The sequence below is a fragment of the Atopobacter sp. AH10 genome (assembly GCF_003664595.1).
In the GTDB taxonomy this organism is placed as follows: Bacteria; Bacillota; Bacilli; order Lactobacillales; family Aerococcaceae; genus Atopobacter.
Genome location: NZ_QXPZ01000022.1, coordinates 80,952 through 99,158 on the forward strand (window position 1 = coordinate 80,952; position 18,207 = coordinate 99,158).

Genomic DNA, 18,207 nt, shown 5'->3' on the forward strand with positions numbered 1-18,207 from the left:
GCTCCAAGATGATGTTCAATTGAAAGATACAGTTTTCTATATCAAGACCTCTATCGGTCATCCAGAAGTTTATTCATCATCTAAATACAATCTATTTCAATGACAGCAAGTCTTTGGATAATTGATTCTTATTTCATCTTGATCTGATATTTTCTCGTCTTGAATAGGACATAGTAGCAAGTTAGAGCAAACAGTACAAGCCCTACTCCAAAATAAGACCAGGACATATGGAAGAAACAATTCCAAATAGAAACAAGTATGATGGGTAAAATACTCAAGGAAGCCGTCATCCTTTGCACAATAAATGGAGCAGCTCTCATCCCCAAAGTCATCGCAATAAAAGTAAAGAGCATCCGATAAACAAATTGCAAGAAGATCATACTAATATAGCAAAGGACAAAGGCTATCCCCAAAAGGAAAAAGAGATACTCGAATGAACTTTCTTTCAGCAACACTAACATCTGCCTCAACATTCCATCTGTCAAACGAGGATAGTCTTTATAAACATAACTTTTCCCCGCCGGCTCTATCATCACTTTTTCTTTTGTAAAAATAATACTCGCTTGTTTATCCTTATGTAAAAGGCGAACATTCTTGTCAGACGGGTTAAACAGCAAATTAAAGTAATCACCTAAAAATACATAAGGCTTTTGTTTGGGATTATTAAAAGAAAGTTCACCATTTTTTAAAGTAAAAGCCGGTATCGTTTGCTGGATTTGCCCAATATCGGATTTTATATGTTCTGTCACTTGATAGCTTTGAACAAGAATAGGCAGCATCATTACCAATACTAATCGGAAAAAGAGCTGACGATATGTAGGTTTCACTTGTACTAGTGCTTCATTCAAACGATGAGGTTGCATCAATATTATACGAATTAGTCTTAGCATATTATCTCCTTTCTTCAATAGTTTAGCTAACTTGGTGAGAGATTGCAATTCCCAAGCAAGAAAGATTGACCAAGCGTCATTTTTTGTTTAAACTATTTACTGATCAAAAAGAAAGGAGCCCAGTGATATATGTCTGAACATCATACCTTGATCGTCCTATTTGGGGCTACAGGGGATTTAGCTTCACGTAAACTATACCCTGCCCTCTATAATCTATTTCTAAAGGGCTACCTCAACAAGCACTTTGCCATTTTGGGAACAGCTCGTCGCCAATGGTCAGATAGTTACTTCCGAGAAAAAGTTGTGGAATCTATCTCTAAAGAAGCAGGTAGTCAAGAGGATCGAAAAGCATTCTCCGAGCATTTCTTCTATCAATCTCATGATATTCATGACGAAAGCCATTATACTATTTTAAAAAGTAAGGTTGATCAATTAGATCAACAATTTTCTTTAGCAGGCAATCGTCTATTCTATATGGCTATGGCCCCTGAACACTTCGGGACTATTACTTATTACTTGGATCATATGGGATTTACAGAAACATCCGGTTATACTCGTTTAATCATCGAAAAACCTTTTGGCCACGATTTTGCTTCAGCCAAAGAACTGAATGATCAACTTGCCTTACACTTTGATGAAGAAGAAATTTTCCGTATTGACCATTACCTAGGCAAAGAAATGATTCAAAATATTTTTTCAGTCCGCTTTGCGAATTCTATTTTCACTTCTTTATGGAACCACCACTATATTGATCATTTCCAAATTACCTTGAGTGAAAAAATAGGTGTAGAAGAAAGAGCTGGCTACTATGATAAAAGTGGTGCCTTGCGCGATATGGTTCAAAATCATATTTTTCAAATTCTTTCCTTGTTAGCCATGGAGGTTCCAAATAGCCTTTCCGGACAAGATATCAGAGCTGAGAAAGTAAAGGTTCTCAACGCCTTAAAACTCCCTAGCCCGGAAGACTTCTTAAAAAACACTGTTCGTGGGCAATATGAAGACTATCGCAAAGAACAAGGTGTAGATGAAAACTCCCAAACAGAAACATTTGTGGCTGCTAAATTAGCAATCAACAATTTCCGTTGGGCTGGAGTCCCTTTCTATGTTCGAACAGGTAAAAAGATGGCACAAAAAGAGACGACTATCCACGTTGTCTTCAAAAACGTAGAAAGTAACCTCTTTAGCCAGAGCCAACCTGTTCCAAATGTTCTTACCATCCATATCTCCCCTTACGAAGGTTTTACTTTGCGTTTAAACACCAAAGAAGAAGGCCAATCCACCAAATTGGAAGAAAGCTCTCTATCGAGCATGCATCCTGATCAAGTGAAAACCGCTAGTCCAGAAGCCTATGAGCGATTAATCCATGATGCATTGATCGGAGATAATACAAACTTCACTCATTGGGGAGAAGTTAGAGCTTCTTGGCTCTATATCGATGCCCTTCTGGAAGCTTGGAAAAAAGGAAATGCTCCTTTATACTTATACAAAGATTTTGTTGACGGCCCAAAAGCCAGTCAAGATTTGCTCAAAAAAGACGGTAGATATTGGTTGTAAAATAATAAAAGAGTGCATGGCAGATCCCAGCACTCTTTTTTAGTTATTTTAAATCACAATCATCGACAGGATATTTAATAGCGTTCTTCTTTAATTTTTCGCGAATGATGGCATCTCTATTAAGCCCTAGATTATCAGCCATCATATAAGTGTATATCAGGACATCCGCGATTTCTTCTTTCAAATGCTCCAAATCCTGATTACCCTCTTCAGCTGTCCTCCACTGATAAATTTCCAGTAATTCCGCTGCCTCTAAACAGATAGATAGGGCTAAATCTTTTTCATTGTGAAAAGGTCGCCAATTCCTTTCATCTCTAAATTTATTGATTTCCTCCATTATATCCATACTTAGGCCTTCTTCTTTCTTTATCCTTACAAGTTCAAGGAATCTTCTTAAACTAACTCTTGTTGAAGGAGCTAATCATTTCCGCATATTTCTTTTATACAGATAAGAAGAGCCATACTTGATGTTTATGGCTCTTTATATTTGGTTAAATGAATAGACAAATCCCTTAGACTTCTTGAGCCAACTTCTTGTCTACTGCTTTTATAATAGCTCTCTTCTCTTCATCATTTAAAACTTTCGCCCCACTCGCTAAAGGATGTCCTCCCCCACGAAATTGACTAGCAATGTCATTAATGACTACTCCTTTTGACCTCATCCGACAACGAGTTGAACCATCTTTTTGTTGCACAAATACAATCCAGGCTTTAACCGTAGAAATTTTCCCTAAATAAGGAACTATTTGACTAGAATCAGCCTCGCTAACTTTGAACCGCCTTAAAAGTGATTCTGTCAAAGTCACATAGGCCAAACCATTAGGGCTAATCTTCGCTTCTTCAAGAACATAGGCCAACAATTGGGCAACTTCTGGACTTATTTGGTCTAAATCTCTTCCGGCACTTGCTGGATCTGCCCCTTTTCTCTTTAAATAGGCGGCCATTTCGAAGGTGTGATCACTCGTTGCATCGTAAAGAAAGCGACCAGTATCTCCTATAATGCCATAATAGAGTTGTTGAGCTGCTTTTTGAGGAATAATCAATTGATCCTCGAAGTCCTTACACCACTTAGCGACCATTTCACTCGCCGAACTCATACTTGGATCCACCCAGCTAATATCACCATAAGGGTCAGTATTAGGATGATGATCAATTTTAATAATCTTTTCAGCTAAAAGATAACGTTGGTCATCTATTCTTTCTTGGTTTGCAGAATCGCAGACGATAACTAAAGCTTGTTGGTAATGACCTTCAGAAATATCATCACTCTCTACTTGCATAAAAGGTAAATCAGCAGTTCCTTCTCCTACAGTGTATACAGCCTTGTCTTTATAAGTGGCTCGAATCACACTAGCTAAAGCACCTTGAGAGCCCAAAGCATCTGGATCAGGTCTTACATGCCGATGGATAATAATGGTATTGTAAGATTCTATAGCTTGAAAAATAGCTAATTCTAAGGCTTTTGTATCTGTCATACATCTTCTCACTTTCTACTTGTCCATTAATTGTACACTAACGTATCCTTTAGCATGCAATTCATTGTTCACAAATATATCAACATCATAGCGAATCGCCCGTCTAGAGGTATTTAAAACACCTAATTTCACCCTTACATCAGAATCAATTTGAATCATTCTGAAATAGTGAATTGACATTTCATCAATCACAGAACGCGCGGTAAAGCTTTGAAAAACTTGTTCATGCGTTGCAATAGCTACATACTCACACAAGACACCAAAGGATAAGGTGCCCATCTGACTGGTCATTTGTGGGGTAACATGGTAGTTATAAATCATAGCATCGGGCTGTGGATTACTAAGACTTTCCATTACCAATTCTTCTACAGTATTGGTGTTTTGAGGTTGCCTTTGTGAGGTTTGCATGGCTTTCATGACATCTTCTCTAGAAAGAATCCCCAATAAAGTTAACTTATCCTCGACAACAGGTAGCAATTCTAAACTATTCCAAATCATCAAGTGCGCCACACTAGCAACTGTAGAGGTCATTTTGGTATAAGCAGGATCTTTCGTAATGACACGATCCAAGGTAGTGCGATTCGATTTACCTACTGTATCTTTGGCTGTAATAATACCAATCAAACGATTATCATGATGAACTACAGGGAAACGAGAGTGGCCAGTCGTCATACTCAGATGATGGTAATCTTTAACTGTATCATCTGGATATAAAACTGCAGTATCCTTTAAAGGAGTATATATATCCGATACAAGGGCTACCTTTTTCTTGATCAATTGGTTCATCATAGCCTTGTTCAAAATTGATGCAACGGTAAAAGAATCATAGGCTGTTCCAATAATAGGTAAGCCCTTTAAATTCGCTAGATCGATTAAATCATGATCGGGTTCAAATCCCCCAGTGATGAGAACTGCCATCCCATTTTCTAAAGCCTTGCGCTGAGCATCTCTGCGATTACCGACAATCATAATCCCATGCTCTATTAAATAGCGTTCCATGGCTTCGACTGTCATGGCACCAATAACAAAACGTTCCAAGGGTTGCTTAAGACCGACTTGCCCCCCATAAACCTCTCCATCGGTAATGTTAACCACTTCTTCAAAGGTCAATTGTTCAATTAACCGATCTTTTTTTGACTCAATCCGAATAGTTCCCACTCGTTCTATGGTCGAAACTAAGCCTTCTTTCTCTGCTTCTTTAATGGCACGATATGCTGTACCATCACTCATGTCCATCGTTTTAGCGATAGATCGAACAGAGATCTTTTTGCCAACTGGTAGAGATTCAATATATTCTAAAATTTGATGGTGTTTTGACATCCTTCTACTCCTTGCTTTCGCATGTTCGATAAATCCATCATAAAACAAAAGCCCTTTCTTATCAAGTTTCTATGACTTTTTTGTCAAATTTCATAAGTCCTATACCTAAAAAAAAGCATGTCACCATGTGTCAAAATGTTCCATGCTTTTTTTGATTACGCTTCATTATAAAATAAGATAATACGCGTATTCTGTAGTTACTTTTTTGTGAAATCTGTATCTCTTTTGTCGTCTAAAGGCAAATTGACCTGTTCTTCAATTAGCTCATCAAAGTCCATCACAGTGACTCCTAAAAGTCGGATGCCTCTATTAACATCTATCACTTCATCAATCAAGCCTTTTGCCACACGATAAAGTTGCCAACGCCTTTCTCCCCAGAAGACAAAAGGGGTTTGCTTACTATGGGTTGAAAAATCTTTATAGCGAAACTTAATGGCCACCGTCTTATAATTCACTTGATATTTATCGACTAAAGCCTCAACCTCTTCCGTCATCTCTTTCATGACTCGATACAATTCTTCATGAGTCAAGAGAATAGGGGCAAAGGTTCTTTCTTTTCCAATGGATTTCCTTTTTCGACTAGCTTTTACCTCTCTTCTATCAATGCCTCTCACCCGAAAAAAGAGATCTCTACCCATTTTCCCATAGTGATCCACTAGATCAGCATAAGACAAAGCCTTAAGCTCTTTCCCACTAGTAACACCTGCCTGAAGAAGTTTACTTTCCAAGCTTTTCCCTACTCCATGGAACTTGCCAATAGCTAATTTTTCAAGAAATTCTTCAGCTGTTTCAGCTGGAATAACGGTAAGGCCAGCTGGTTTTTCATAATCACTAGCTATTTTAGCTAAGAACTTATTATAGGAGACGCCGACTGAACAAGTTAAGTGTAATTCCTTATAAATATCATATTGAATTTTTTGACCAATCTTTTGCGCAGAAGCTTCTTGATAAAAATTTGTCGTGACATCAAGATAAGCTTCATCCACGGACACCACTTCTATCTTGTCTGTAAATCTCTTAAAAATCTCTCTGATTTGTTGACTTACCTCTCGATAATAGGCATGACGTGTTGGAATGAAGACTGCCTCTTTACATCTTTCGTAGGCTTCCTGCGCTGACATAGCCGAATGAATCCCATACTGACGAGCAATATAGTTGCAGGTACTCACTATACCTCTCCCATTTGTTTCTTTAGGGTGTCTAGCAATCACAACAGCCTTTCCTCTTAAACTGTTATTATCACGGATCTCAACTGAGGCATAGAAAGCATCCATGTCCACATGCAAAATGCGTCGATGACTGGCTTTATCTGGCAATGGAAAAGATAAGATGCCGTATTGAAAATTCGTTTTATTATCCTCCATGCTCACAAGCTCCCTTTCTCAGACTATCCAAAAGTTCGATACAGCCACTAAAAAAAGCCAGAATGACCCATTCTGGCTAAGACAATAATTGAGACAAGTCCATGTCCTCCAATCGAGGAACATCTAAAACTTGAAAAGACAAGGCCACATAATCATGCCAAGAGTTTGGAGTCAAGAGGATTATTTCTCCTACTAATTCAGAAAAATCTCCTCTCTCTAACTTTTGACATTTGTACTTCAGCCAATCTTCTAAACCCTCTACAGTGGCATCAGTATGGCCTGCAGCTTGCCAACATTTTGCTTTATAGGCCAACCATTCCATGAGAAGTGGCCAATCTTCATTTTTAGTCTTGTTCATCTTCATCAGCTACAGAAGGAGATCCTTCACTTTTAGCGTCTTGGTCTTCTTCAGGTTTCAAATCTTCTACAGAAGTTGTCCGTTTAGATTCTGCTTTGCTGATGACTTGACGAACAGCTCGACGATCAAAGGTCAAATAGATCCCATCACATTCTAAAACAATTGTTCCTGCTGTTTCATCAATTTCGGAAATCACCCCATAAAGGCCTCCGATGGTCACGATAGTATCCCCTAATTCTAACTCATTCAACATATTTTGAGCTTCTTTTACCCTTTTCTTTTGAGGACGAATCAGGAAAAAGTACAATCCCAAAAATAGCAAAGCGTACATAACTAGTGTGTATAAGGTTCTATTCATCAACAACAACTCCTCAATTAGACTGTAATACATCTCTATGCTAGCAAAAATCAAAAGAAATTACTAGCTTTGTTACTAGACCATTGGCTTTATTTACTTCTCTAAGCAAATAAAATAAGGCCTTCTATCTATATATTAAAAATTCTTAGGATTTTCCACGTTCAAGCCATATTGTTCAAAGAAATATTCTTTAAATTCAAGAAGATTATCTTCTCGAATGGCTTGACGTACTTGTTTCATAAGATTCAATAAAAAATGAAGATTGTGAATACTGGTTAATCTCAAGCCAAAAGTTTCATCTGCTTTAAAGAGGTGACGAACATAGGCTCTCGTATAATGCTGGCAAGTGTAGCAGGAACATTGGTCATCGATCGGCGTAAAGTCTCGTTCAAACTTTGCATTTTTCACCACTAAACGCCCACGACTAGTCATACAGGTTCCATTTCGAGCAATACGAGTTGCCAAAACGCAATCAAACATATCAATTCCTCTTATAGCTCCTTCAACTAAGGCATCAGGCGACCCTACCCCCATCAAATAGCGAGCCTTATTTTCTGGCATAACTGGCGTTAAGAAATCTAAAACCCGATACATATCAGCTTTTGGTTCCCCTACTGAAAGGCCTCCAATAGAATAACCTGGGAAATCCAAACTTATCATATCTTTAGCATGTTGCAAACGAAGTTCCTTATCTCCGCCACCTTGCAAAATACCAAATAAACCTTGCTTTTCAGGTCTGTCATGCGCCCTTAAACACCTTTCGGCCCATCTTGTCGTCCGATTAATCGAATGTCGCATGTAATCTGTCGTACTATCGAATGGCGGGCATTCATCCAAACACATCATAATATCAGACCCTAGCTTGTGTTGGATTTGAATGGCTTTTTCAGGAGACAGAAACATCTTAGCCCCATTTAAATGGTTTCTAAAATGCACGCCTTCTTCTGTTAATTGGCGGTTATCACTTAATGAAAAGACTTGAAAACCACCAGAATCCGTTAAAATAGCTTGATCCCAATTCATAAATTGATGTAAGTGACCAGCTTCTTCTACAATATCTGGTCCTGGACGCAACCACAGATGATAGGTATTACTCAGGATGACTCCCGCCCCCATCGCCTTCAATTCTTCTGGAGAAACAGCCTTAACAGTCGCCAATGTCCCCACTGGCATAAACATCGGTGTTTCAAAAGTCCCATGAGGCGTAATTAATTCCCCTAAACGTGCACCAGTATGTTTTTCTTTTTTGATCAATCGGTATTTTATGGCATGCTCCATATCTTTCCCCTCTCTACTATCTAAATAAGCCCTTTAATCCTAGACTTTTCTACACAAAATTACAACAAGCTCTTTAAGACATTGCTTGATCCCTTATATTATAGCAAAAAGTCAGGCATCCGCCTAATCCACCTCTTCTACAAAACCTGCTTAGCTTAATGAGAAAACGGCCATACATCGCATGCTTTATTCATTGAAAAATAATTTTTGTGAATCCTTTTCAGGAAATTGCTTATGCTAACAACAAGAGCCCTATTTTCTCTCTACTTTTTCCCTTTTTAATTGAGAGCGTTTCCTATTTACTTGTGTTATACTTTGGTCAGATTTACTAAAAGGAGGTTCTTAAATGGCTTACCGTCCATTTTTGCGTTATCTCGCTAGTCAATTCAAAAGTCAACAAGATGTCTTTACCGAAATTATTAACCTAAACGCTATTCTTAAGCTTCCAAAAGGGACAGAACATTTCCTCAGTGATATCCATGGTGAATATGATGCTTTTAATCATGTTCTCCGCAATGGATCTGGGAGTATTCGTGGAAAAATAGATGATTTGTTCAAAGACCAACTGACTGAAAGTAAGAAACAACTCTTAGCTACTATAATCGCTTATCCCGAAGAAAAGCTAGCTCTAGTAGAAGAAAATAGCAGGTCAAAAAAAGAATTGGAAGACTTTTACGCAACTATTATTGACCACTTAATTGATTTTACTCGTTTTTGTTCCATCAAATACACACGCTCAAAAGTACGGAAAGCTTTACCTGATCGTTATCAATATATTATAGAAGAACTTTTATACTGTGACAAACGCATAGCTGATAAAGAAGCTTATTATAAGCAAATAATTGATGACATAATTCAATTAGGTCATGGCAAATCATTTATTACCTGTCTTTCCTATGTCATCCAACGTCTCGTCATCGACCATTTGCATGTCGTAGGAGATATTTACGATCGTGGCCCTTATCCAGACAAAATAATGGAGGCCTTAATCAACTATCATTCCTTAGACATTCAATGGGGAAACCACGATATGATTTGGATGGCAGCTTATGCTGGATCTAAAGTCTGCCTGGCCAATGTCGTTCGGATATGTGCTCGCTATCAAAATCTCGGTATTCTAGAAGATGCTTATGGGATTAACTTACGCCCTCTTTTCCTATTTGCCGAAAAATATTATAGCGTTCACCCAGACTTTATCCCTAAATCTAATGCCTATGAAAGCAGCTTCGATCAAGAAGAAATGGAAAGAGCAGCCAAACTCCAACGAGCAATGGCCGTCATCCAATTCAAATTAGAGGGGCATATTATCAAACGACGCCCAGAATTTAAAATGGAAAATCGTGACCTCCTCTCTCGCATCAATTTCAAAAAGGGAGAAATATCCATTGATGGCAAAATTCATCCTATAGACCTATCACACTTTCCAACCGTTGACCCGGACCATCCGCTTGAGTTAACAAGCGAAGAAAATAGTTTAATGGAAGGACTATTGCGGCGCTTTCAACATAGTCCCCTACTCAAAAAACATATGGATTTCCTTTTCCAAAAGGGTGACCTCTATACTATTTACAATGGTAACCTCCTCTTGCACGGCTGCATCCCAATGAATGAGGATCGTGACTACATGTCCGTTTGCCTTGAAGGGCATTGCTACAAAGGTCGTGCTTTAATGGATAAGTATCGAGAATATGTTTTCTATGCTTACCAACATCCTGAAATAACTGATGACTATGCTACAGATGTTTGCTGGTACCTTTGGACAGGGGAAGGCTCTACTTTATTTGGTAAACGAGCCATGAAGACCTTTGAACGATACTACATTAAAGATAAATCTACCCATGTAGAAGAAAAGAACCCTTACTATGTTTGGCGAAATTCTGAAGAATTTGCCAACAAGCTTTTTTGGGACTTCGGTTTGGTACCAGAAGATGCCCACCTAATCAATGGTCATACTCCTGTTCAAGAAATAAAAGGCGAAAGCCCGATCAAGGCAAATGGCAAAGTGATTGTCATCGACGGTGGATTCTCTAAGGCCTATCAAGCTAAAACGGGTATAGCTGGGTATACTTTATTGTATAACTCTTATGGTTTACAAATCGCCACTCATAAGCCTTTTGAATCCTTACAAAAAGCCGTTGAATCCGAAATCGATGTCTTAAATACCAGAAGAGTTGTTGATCATGTGGCTAAAAGGAAACTGGTTAAAGATACCACTATAGGTCAGCAACTGCAGGAACAATTAAGCGATCTAGAAGCCCTATTGGATGAACATTTAATCTAAATAGGCGCAACACTAGAAAGCTCAATAGACAACAGAATGCAAAAGCACGCTTGCTACTCACTCATCTGAATGGGTAAAAAGCGTGCTTTTATCTTGACCTTAATAACTTATTACTATTTACAAGTTTTAAAAACTGCTATCTGACGTTACTCACAGAGTAAAAGTATTCTAAAAGCTCCTAAGCAAGGTATTTTCTACAAATATCTGCATAAAAATTGATATAATTCGACCAATATCTAAAATTAAAGGAAGCGTAGTTATTTCTTCCTCCTATTTTTTTGCTAAACACACAAGGCTATCTTTGCTTAAAAATGGCAGATGATCCATCAATGCTTCTTTAGCTTTTATATCTAGCAATCGAGAAAAATAATCCCATTCATCCTGAGAAATAGCGAGAATGCGTAAGATGTCATTAACTTTCATCCTATCACTCCAATTCATCGCTACGTAAATTGATTCCAAATAAGCCAGGAAGTAAAAATGTGACAACTAATAAAGCAATACCTGATGTCAGAAAAATATCTACACTAGAAGCAAGATCAAAGAGGTAGCCAAATAGCAACATACTTAGGGGTAAAGAAACCTGTGTGAGTGCGTTTAAGACGGCAAAAACTCTTCCTTGAAATTCTTGTGGAATCTTCACCATTGACCAACTAGATATAAGAATGTTGCAGGTAGTAATAGCTAATCCTAGAATAAAGAAATAACCCCCTATCACTACTGGCCAAATACTTTTGGATAAATTTAATTGCAAAAATAAGCCTAATACACATGTCGCTAAAGCGATTAAGCTAATCGCATGCCTAGCAATATTAAGCGTTCTTTGGGATCGGATTTTAGCTGTTAGTAATGATCCTAACAATAAACCAATAGCTAAAATACTATCATTAATGGCAAAAGCTTTATTCGATAAAGCTAGGATATTCAGCTGTAAAAATGGCAAGCCTACGTTAACAATACCAAGTATAAAGTTTATCGCTAGAACAAAAACCAATCCAAAGACAATTTTTTTATATTGAGCTATGAAGCGAATTCCTGATTTAAATAGTGCAAGGAGACTCTGCTCTTTAATCTCTTCTCTCGTCTCTTGATGGCGGAAATCAATTCCCCAATAAATGACCAGAACTAAAAATTCCATGACTACTTCTACCAACAGTACACCAAGCAAAGCAAATTTATCGTAAATAAATACGGCAATGATAGGGCTTAGCACCATACTTAGCGCCTGCATCAACTGTAAGGATGATCGAAAAGATTGGATCTCAGACTCCTGGACTATACTAATTGTTGCTGAGTTTAATGTCGTGGATAAAAATTGATCTGATAATTTTAAAACAATAAGCAGTAAAACAATCGAAATGAATTGAGTATATCCTAAACGATTGATTAAGATAAAACTAATGATAGCTAAACAACTAATCATTTGGGATACACGTATAATTCTATTTTTATTATATTTATCCACTATAGCCCCTAAAACAGGTAACAAAACTAAAGCCGCTAAAGGGCCAATCATTTGTGAAACACTATATAATAGAACTGATTTTAACTTTTTTAGTATATACAAGCCCAAAACAAAAGAAAGTATACTACTTCCAAATTGGCCTAAGGCATTGCCCGTTAACAACATTAATTTAGACTTATTCTGATTCAATCAACACAACCTCCCTTTTCTTGTTATCACAATAGAGCTTATATTTTTTAAAGGCATCTATTCCTAATTTTAAGAGCCACTGATAATAAAAAGTTTTCACATCAATCATCGCCATCACAATATCAGCTTTTCCAAATCTAAATCTAACATTTCTAAGTTCTGGAATTTTACGAAAATAAATCCCATTGATTCCTAAAACAATCGTTCTTCTACAGCGAACTATTTCCTTATTCTGAAGTAATTCTTTAGAGATAACCGACCTATTTGCAGCTAAATCAATGAGTGTTTTTACTTTTTTCCCCTTGTACTCAAGTTCTACAAGCAATTGATTTCTAGAGATAATAGGTACTTTTAAAACAGAACTCTCCGCACTTAGATCTCTAGCAATGAATAAGCCTCTTTGTCTAGCCTCCTTTATACTTTTTTAAAGTATACACTTAAAAAAATGAGATGTCTATACTTTTTATTAATTATTTATTCTTATTTTTTCATCTATTTTCTATATTCCCTCTATAGCCATCATCAATTATTAATCTATATAGTCTTAATAGATAAAAAACGCCATCTAAGTCAAAGCCTATTACTTCTTTGACATAAATGACGTCTTTTATAGTTTAAATCATCAAGATGAATTTCTTATAATTTTGCACGAACCGGATCTTCACCTGCTTTAACTTTTAAGAAAGTTAATATCCCAACAATCATTAAAATACCTGCTAACAAAGGTATATAGGGGTTTTGAACAAAGCCGGCAATGATATAGCACATTCCAGACACGAGAGCAACGGTCAAGGCATAAGGCAATTGAGTGGATACGTGAACCACATGCTTACAAGCTGCACCAGCTGAAGACATAATCGTCGTATCGCTGATAGGTGAACAATGATCCCCACAAACCGCCCCAGCTAAGCAGGCAGATAAGCTAATAAAGAATAGTGGTTCTTCTACCGTAAACATCGAGCATACAATTGGAATCAAAATACCAAATGTTCCCCAACTTGTCCCTGTTGCAAAGGCTAACAAGCAAGCTACAACAAAAATACAAACTGGTAAGAAAAGTTGCAAGTTCCCTGCTACTCCGCTCATGACATGACCTACAAACTCCGCACTTCCCAATAATTCATTAGAAATATTTTTTAAGGAAGTGGCCATCGTCAAAATAATCATAGCGGATACCATGGCATTAAAACCTTGTGTTAAACAATTCATGGCTTCATCGAAATTAAGAACTCGTCTTATTAGTAAATAAGATATGGTAAAGAGAAGTGTAATCATAGCTCCCCATGGCAAGGCAACTGTCGCATCTGTATTTCCAAAAGCTCCTACAAAATTTCCTACAAATTCGCTCTTAGGATTAAAGAATCCGCCCACATATATTAAAGCTAAAACGGAATTTACAATTAAAACTAGGATAGGTAAAACTAAGTCTAATACGTGAGCTGCATCAACGCCCTTTTGTATTTCAACTTCCTCCACTAAGGCACTTCTATCCTCTCCTTGAATAGCTTTTTCTTCATAGGAAAGCATAGAGCCAAAATCGTCTCTTCTCCAAATTAACACGATAACAAACACCAAAGTTAAGAGAGAATAATAATTATAGGGGATAGCTTTCACAAACATGGTAATCCCACTCATACCCGTCCCCTCTGCATAACCAGAAACTGCAGCTGCCCAAGAGGAAATTGGGGCAATCATACATATTGGTGCTGCAGTTGCATCAATAATATAGGCCAATTTTGCACGAGAAATATTAAAACGGCTGGTTATAGGTTGCATCACACTGCCTACTGTAAGGCAATTAAAATAATCATCGATAAAAATTAATATTCCCAGTAAAAATGTTGCAAACTGCGCGCCACGACGGGATTTAATATGCTTTGATGCCCATTCTCCAAAAGCATTAGTTCCCCCGCTTTTGTTAATTAGGGCAACTAACATCCCTAAGAGAACCAAAAACAGAAAAATACCTGCTGTCCCAGAAACAGCCTTTATCAAGCCGTCATTAACAACATGATCCATTGTTTTAGCTAAAGAGCCCTTACTGGCCAATATGGCTCCAACCAATATACCTGTAAACAAAGAAGGATAAACTTCTTTAGTGATCAAAGCCAAACTAATAGCGACAATAGGCGGGACAAGCGCCCAAAATGTGGCATGAGTTGGTATTCCACTTGCCGCTACAGCATAACTCCCTCCTATAGCAACAAGTCCCAGTATCAGCGCTCCAACGAGATTTCTATTTGTGGTCATGAAAAATCTTCCTTTCTTCCATTTACCCAAAAAAAGCCATGATAGCATCATGGCTTTTGAATCTCTCCATTAAGAAAAACCCAAAAGGCATGACAGCTCAACGTTCTACTGAAAGAACGACAGTCCGCAGTATATTCTACAACGGCCCGGTATTAAGTCGCTTTGGCCTCAACAACTTAACCCTCGGCGTGTTTCCCTTTCTCCTTCATCTGTTGGCCAGAGATGAAAGTTACTGATGAAACACGCACCTCTATCATGTCGACTAATTTCAAGCGTTAGTGATTTCTTTTGATTCATTATAATTTTTTTTTAATTTAATATCAAGTATTTATTAAAAATAAACTAGTCTAATTATTCCTTTTTTCCCTCTTATCTTCTCCTTCACTATTTGTAATGCTTCTCCTTCCATAAAGAATTTAGGTAAAATCCTTTAAAATATCGGCTAATTTTCGAATAGATTTATTATGTACTCGTCTTTCTATCATCCTTCAAAAGCCAAAATACTTCACTCCCTTTATTCATCTCTCAAAGAGGGAGGGAAAATACAAGATCCACCTCTTTGGACTTGATTGACATAGGAGTGAAGTATTTTTTTACGTTATAACGATTAACTTTCTAATTCAGCATCTGCTATTGTGACAAAACTAACTTTTCCGTCTTTAACGTCCACTTCAACACTTGTTTCAGGTAAGACATCCCCCTTGATGATAGCTTTCGCTAATGGCGTTTCGATCGCCTTCGTTATAAAGCGAGCAATTGGCCGAGCCCCATAAATTGGATCATATCCATTTTCAACAATAAAATGATAAAGCGCATCAGTAAAGCTTAAGTGAATGTTCCTATCTTCTAAGCGGTCAGCTAAAAGTTTAGTCATCTTCTTAGCTATCCCAGTCACATTATCTTCCGTTAACGGGCTAAAGAAGATGGTATCATCAATTCTGTTTAAAAATTCAGGTTTAAAGGTTTGTTTCAAAGTCTTTTCAACCTCTTGGCGACTGGATTCAGAAATACTGCCATCTGCTTCTACTCCATCTAAAAGATATTGAGAACCTATATTACTTGTCATAATCAAGACAGTATTCTTAAAATCTACCACGTTCCCTTGAGAGTCCGTTAAGCGCCCATCATCCAAAACCTGCAAAAGAATATTAAAGACATCTGGATGCGCTTTTTCAATTTCATCCAACAAGACAATAGTATAAGGATTACGCCGAACAGCCTCCGTTAATTGACCTCCTTCTTCATAACCCACATATCCTGGAGGGGCTCCAACTAGACGAGACACGGCAAATTTCTCCATGTATTCACTCATATCGATACGTACCATATGGGATTCGTCATCAAAAAGATTTTCTGCCAATGCTTTCGCTAATTCCGTCTTCCCTACCCCTGTTGGACCCAAGAAGAGGAATGAGCCAATTGGTTGATTTGGATCTTGCAAACCAGCCCTTGAGCGTAAAACTGCATCGCTAACTTTTTGTACAGCCTCATCTTGCCCAATGACCCGTTTATGCAAATCATCTGACAAATGCAATAATTTTTCTCTTTCGCCTTCTACCAAACGATTAACAGGAATACCGGTCAGTCGTCCAACAACACGAGCAATCTCATCATCCGAAACAGATTCTTGAACTAAACGTTCGACGTTCTCATCCTTACCCTTATCATTAAGAGCTTTTAGTTCATGTTCTAATTGAGGTATAATCCCGTGACGCAATTCTGCCGCACGTTCCAAATTATAGTCGGCTTCAGCTTCTTCAAGATTGTGACGGGCTGTATCTAATTCTTTCCGTTTATCACGCAATTTTTGAGCCGCTTGTTTTTCAACTTCCCATTGATTCTTTAGCTTATTGCTTTCCTCACGTAGATCAGCCAATTCCTCTTTAAGAGCCTCCAAGCGCCGTTTAGAACCTTCATCAGTTTCCTTCTTCAAGGCAGCTTCTTCAATTTCTAACTGCATCAAGCGCCTGGTGACTTGGTCTAATTCTGATGGCATAGAGTTCATTTCAACCCGAATGGTTGCACAAGCTTCATCGACTAAATCTATGGCCTTATCTGGTAAGTAACGGTCTGTAATATAGCGATGGCTCAATACTGCTGCAGCAACTAAGGCGTTATCTTGGATATTCACACTATGGTGAATTTCAAAACGTTCCTTCAATCCCCTTAAAATACTTATTGTATCTTCTACTGAAGGTTCTTGAACTAAAACCTTTTGGAACCGTCTCTCAAGTGCCTTATCTTTCTCCATATATTGCCGGTACTCATCTAAAGTCGTTGCCCCAATGCAGTGAAGTTCTCCACGTGCAAGCATTGGTTTAAGCAAGTTCCCTGCATCCATGGATCCTTCTGTCTTCCCAGCACCCACTATAGTATGAATTTCATCAATAAAGAGAATAATTTCCCCTTCGCTCTTCTTTACTTCTTTTAGAACACCCTTCAAGCGCTCTTCAAATTCCCCACGATACTTAGCTCCAGCTATTAAAGCTCCCATATCTAAAGAATAAATTGTTTTCCCTTTTAAATTTTCTGGGACGTCTTTCCTAACAATACGTTGAGCCAAGCCTTCAATAATAGCTGTCTTCCCTACACCAGGAGCCCCAATTAAAACAGGATTATTTTTAGTCTTACGGGACAAAATACGAATGACATCACGAATTTCAGCATCACGACCGATCACCGGATCTTGCTTGCCACTCTTTACTTGCTCATTCAAATTAATGGCATATTGCTTCAAAGCTTCGTATTGTTCTTCTTGATTAGCTGAGACCACACGCTCGCCTCCTCTTACTTCTTCAATCAATGTTTTGAATTTTTCTTTTGTTAGCCCCTGACTCTCCAAAAACTTAGTCAAGTCAGAGTTCTTTTGATCAAACAAAGCTAAGAGAACAATTTCTGTTGAAAGATATTCATCCTCGAAACTTGTTTTTATTTGATCAGCATCAGTTAATAAGCGATATAAAGATGAACTCATTGTTTGCCCATATTGAACAGATTCTCCAGCAACTTCTGGAATTCTATCTAGAGCTCGGTCCACCACTTGAGTAAAGGAATCTTTGTCCACACCAGCCCGCTCATAAAGGCGAGCAGCAAAATGATCTGGCTGTAGAAAAATCTTCCACAGATGCGGAATATCAATCGCTTGATGGTGACGAGTTATCGCAACTTGTTGGGCATCCCCCATTGCTTGTTGCATTGTCGTTGTCATTTGATCAATCGCCATCCTATCATCCTCCCTTCTCTTCTTGTTTACAGTATATCACGTTAAGGTCAAAGGTCAAGATTAATCAAATATCATTTTAAAAAAATCCGTCTTAAGTCCTAGAATATTGTTGTATCAACTATTATCATCGCTATCTATCAAACTAAGGTATAAGATCTTAGATTATCTCCCTTTAAAGGTCAAACTCAGCTTGCACGACTTT

15 protein-coding genes and 1 riboswitch are annotated in these 18,207 nt (G+C 37.9%); of the genes, 2 read left to right on the forward strand and 13 right to left on the reverse strand.

The window, feature by feature from the left end; genetic code table 11:
• Positions 1-128: 128 nt before the first annotated feature.
• Positions 129-890, reverse strand: coding sequence for a DUF1189 family protein (locus D3H64_RS05570; protein ID WP_121565285.1), 762 nt, complete (start codon positions 888-890; stop codon positions 129-131).
• A 129-nt stretch (positions 891-1,019) separates the two neighbouring features.
• On the opposite strand from D3H64_RS05570, the gene zwf reads away from it, so the two are divergent.
• Positions 1,020-2,444, forward strand: a complete 1,425-nt coding sequence (gene zwf / locus D3H64_RS05575) for a glucose-6-phosphate dehydrogenase (protein WP_121565286.1) — start codon at positions 1,020-1,022, stop codon at positions 2,442-2,444.
• A gap of 43 nt (positions 2,445-2,487) precedes the next feature.
• Here the strand turns inward: zwf and D3H64_RS05580 are convergent, their stop codons facing one another.
• The 7 genes from D3H64_RS05580 to tgt all read right to left on the reverse strand — a co-directional run bounded on the left by D3H64_RS05580 (position 2,488) and on the right by tgt (position 8,597).
• The gene (locus D3H64_RS05580; RefSeq protein ID WP_121565287.1) at positions 2,488-2,790 is read right to left on the reverse strand and encodes a nucleotide pyrophosphohydrolase; all 303 of its coding nucleotides are present in this window, start codon (positions 2,788-2,790) and stop codon (positions 2,488-2,490) included.
• A gap of 166 nt (positions 2,791-2,956) precedes the next feature.
• The gene (locus D3H64_RS05585) at positions 2,957-3,919 is read right to left on the reverse strand and encodes a bifunctional oligoribonuclease/PAP phosphatase NrnA (protein WP_121565288.1); all 963 of its coding nucleotides are present in this window, start codon (positions 3,917-3,919) and stop codon (positions 2,957-2,959) included.
• Positions 3,920-3,934: 15 nt separating this feature from the next.
• Positions 3,935-5,239, reverse strand: a complete 1,305-nt coding sequence (locus D3H64_RS05590; RefSeq protein WP_121565289.1) for a DRTGG domain-containing protein — start codon at positions 5,237-5,239, stop codon at positions 3,935-3,937.
• 197 nt (positions 5,240-5,436) lie between these two features.
• Positions 5,437-6,603, reverse strand: coding sequence for a DNA polymerase IV (gene dinB / locus D3H64_RS05595; protein ID WP_121565290.1), 1,167 nt, complete (start codon positions 6,601-6,603; stop codon positions 5,437-5,439).
• A 76-nt stretch (positions 6,604-6,679) separates the two neighbouring features.
• Positions 6,680-6,961 carry a hypothetical protein gene (locus D3H64_RS05600; RefSeq protein WP_121565291.1) on the reverse strand — a complete coding sequence of 94 codons (282 nt, stop codon included), beginning with the start codon at positions 6,959-6,961 and terminating at the stop codon, positions 6,680-6,682.
• Positions 6,948-7,319, reverse strand: a complete 372-nt coding sequence (yajC, locus tag D3H64_RS05605) for a preprotein translocase subunit YajC (RefSeq protein ID WP_121565292.1) — start codon at positions 7,317-7,319, stop codon at positions 6,948-6,950. Before yajC ends, D3H64_RS05600 begins: the two co-directional genes overlap by 14 nt.
• A gap of 135 nt (positions 7,320-7,454) precedes the next feature.
• A complete protein-coding gene (gene tgt, locus D3H64_RS05610) occupies positions 7,455-8,597 on the reverse strand; it encodes a tRNA guanosine(34) transglycosylase Tgt (protein ID WP_121565293.1) in 1,143 nt (380 codons plus the stop codon).
• A gap of 346 nt (positions 8,598-8,943) precedes the next feature.
• On the opposite strand from tgt, the gene D3H64_RS05615 reads away from it, so the two are divergent.
• Positions 8,944-10,878 carry a fructose-1,6-bisphosphatase gene (locus D3H64_RS05615; protein WP_121565294.1) on the forward strand — a complete coding sequence of 645 codons (1,935 nt, stop codon included), beginning with the start codon at positions 8,944-8,946 and terminating at the stop codon, positions 10,876-10,878.
• Positions 10,879-11,148: 270 nt separating this feature from the next.
• Here D3H64_RS05615 and D3H64_RS10220 read toward each other — a convergent pair whose 3' ends face one another.
• The 5 genes from D3H64_RS10220 to clpB form a co-directional block, all read right to left on the reverse strand.
• Positions 11,149-11,301, reverse strand: coding sequence for a hypothetical protein (locus tag D3H64_RS10220; RefSeq protein WP_158589236.1), 153 nt, complete (start codon positions 11,299-11,301; stop codon positions 11,149-11,151).
• 4 nt (positions 11,302-11,305) lie between these two features.
• Positions 11,306-12,532 (reverse strand): MFS transporter, encoded by a 1,227-nt coding sequence (locus D3H64_RS05620; protein ID WP_121565295.1) that lies wholly within the window; start codon positions 12,530-12,532, stop codon positions 11,306-11,308.
• On the reverse strand, positions 12,519-12,857 hold the full coding sequence (locus D3H64_RS05625) for a hypothetical protein (protein WP_121565296.1): 339 nt from the start codon (positions 12,855-12,857) through the stop codon (positions 12,519-12,521). The genes D3H64_RS05620 and D3H64_RS05625 overlap by 14 nt, the downstream gene beginning before the upstream one ends.
• A gap of 311 nt (positions 12,858-13,168) precedes the next feature.
• Positions 13,169-14,782, reverse strand: coding sequence for a Na+/H+ antiporter NhaC family protein (locus D3H64_RS05630; protein WP_121565297.1), 1,614 nt, complete (start codon positions 14,780-14,782; stop codon positions 13,169-13,171).
• An 85-nt stretch (positions 14,783-14,867) separates the two neighbouring features.
• A riboswitch (Lysine riboswitch) is annotated at positions 14,868-15,043 on the reverse strand.
• Between the two features lie 346 nt (positions 15,044-15,389).
• Positions 15,390-18,005 (reverse strand): ATP-dependent chaperone ClpB, encoded by a 2,616-nt coding sequence (gene clpB, locus D3H64_RS05635; RefSeq protein WP_121565298.1) that lies wholly within the window; start codon positions 18,003-18,005, stop codon positions 15,390-15,392.
• Positions 18,006-18,207 lie beyond the last annotated feature (202 nt).

What these genes read in the sequence shown, in the direction of transcription:
- D3H64_RS05585 (WP_121565288.1), bottom strand. Translation starts at nt 3,919, where the DNA reads ATGACAGATACAAAAGCCTTAGAATTAGCTATTTTTCAAGCTATAGAA.
- dinB (WP_121565290.1), bottom strand. Translation starts at nt 6,603, where the DNA reads ATGGAGGATAATAAAACGAATTTTCAATACGGCATCTTATCTTTTCCA.
- D3H64_RS05580 (WP_121565287.1), bottom strand. Translation starts at nt 2,790, where the DNA reads ATGGATATAATGGAGGAAATCAATAAATTTAGAGATGAAAGGAATTGG.
- yajC (WP_121565292.1), bottom strand. Translation starts at nt 7,319, where the DNA reads ATGAATAGAACCTTATACACACTAGTTATGTACGCTTTGCTATTTTTG.
- zwf (WP_121565286.1), top strand. Translation starts at nt 1,020, where the DNA reads ATGTCTGAACATCATACCTTGATCGTCCTATTTGGGGCTACAGGGGAT.
- D3H64_RS05570 (WP_121565285.1), bottom strand. Translation starts at nt 890, where the DNA reads ATGCTAAGACTAATTCGTATAATATTGATGCAACCTCATCGTTTGAAT.
- D3H64_RS05615 (WP_121565294.1), top strand. Translation starts at nt 8,944, where the DNA reads ATGGCTTACCGTCCATTTTTGCGTTATCTCGCTAGTCAATTCAAAAGT.
- D3H64_RS05600 (WP_121565291.1), bottom strand. Translation starts at nt 6,961, where the DNA reads ATGAACAAGACTAAAAATGAAGATTGGCCACTTCTCATGGAATGGTTG.
- D3H64_RS05590 (WP_121565289.1), bottom strand. Translation starts at nt 5,239, where the DNA reads ATGTCAAAACACCATCAAATTTTAGAATATATTGAATCTCTACCAGTT.
- D3H64_RS05630 (WP_121565297.1), bottom strand. Translation starts at nt 14,782, where the DNA reads ATGACCACAAATAGAAATCTCGTTGGAGCGCTGATACTGGGACTTGTT.
- tgt (WP_121565293.1), bottom strand. Translation starts at nt 8,597, where the DNA reads ATGGAGCATGCCATAAAATACCGATTGATCAAAAAAGAAAAACATACT.
- clpB (WP_121565298.1), bottom strand. Translation starts at nt 18,005, where the DNA reads ATGGCGATTGATCAAATGACAACGACAATGCAACAAGCAATGGGGGAT.
- D3H64_RS10220 (WP_158589236.1), bottom strand. Translation starts at nt 11,301, where the DNA reads ATGAAAGTTAATGACATCTTACGCATTCTCGCTATTTCTCAGGATGAA.